Genomic DNA, 921 nt, shown 5'->3' on the forward strand with positions numbered 1-921 from the left:
TCCTTTTGTGTCAAAGCGAGAGGATGTTGCAGAGTTTCTTGAAATTGCCCCGACCACAGCTTCTTAAAATAGGGCGATTTTTCCCTTAACAAAGTTAGCTGAGAATGAGAAATGTTCAGAGAAATTCCCTCTTGAAAGCTCAGTTGAACTTCTTCAGATGAAGGTGAAAGAACGGAAGGTTGAATCGTTGGTGCACTAGTTTCTTCTGTATTGGCCAAGGGATTGACTAAGGGATTATTCTCATCCACAAGAGGGTCATTAATATCTTGAAGAGGATAGTAAGATGGAGTCGTTGTATGGACAAGATGACTAGGAATAAACCCTAAATTAGAAATATTCAAAATGACCGTCCCAATGAGTAAAATAAATTTTCATTTATAGATATTTTAAAAGTATGATGTATAGATAAAAATTATTGCAATATTAATAAATTAAAATAGGAAGTCAAATTTTAAAAGAAAGTTTCAGTTTATCAATAAAAGGCTGTTAAAGAATTAAGTAAGAATCAATCAGGCTTAAATATAAAATCTTTAGTTTTTAATCTAAAATACTTTAAGTCCACGAGATGATAGTATCATGAAACAAACGGGTCATAAATTATTATAGGTTAGATTGGATTGTTTATAATTTATAAATCTGAATTTTGAATTTATCCCTTTGATAATGAATAAGAAGAATAAAATTTAAATGACAAAAGACCTCTGCATGATTTAAAACATTTGTTTTACTAAACTAATGTTCAATACGAGATGAGAGGTCAAAATAGATTTAATCAAATGATATTGTCGTCTAGATAATTTTTGAAAGTCTTTTGAGCAGAAATGGAATGAACGTTAATTTTTCATGGCAAAACAAAGCAAGGACCTCAACCTGAATGATCGATACCAGAGAGGATGACAATTGTCATTTTATTTCATCAAT

General features: G+C 30.5%; 1 pseudogene. It reads right to left on the reverse strand.

Going from position 1 to position 921, the window contains the following annotated elements:
• A pseudogene (locus TY19_RS02955) lies at positions 1-341 on the reverse strand (hypothetical protein); the annotation flags it as partial.
• Between the last annotated feature and the right edge of the window lie 580 nt (positions 342-921).

This window comes from Candidatus Protochlamydia sp. R18 (genome assembly GCF_000648255.1).
GTDB classification, from domain to species: Bacteria; Chlamydiota; Chlamydiia; order Chlamydiales; family Parachlamydiaceae; genus Protochlamydia; species Protochlamydia amoebophila.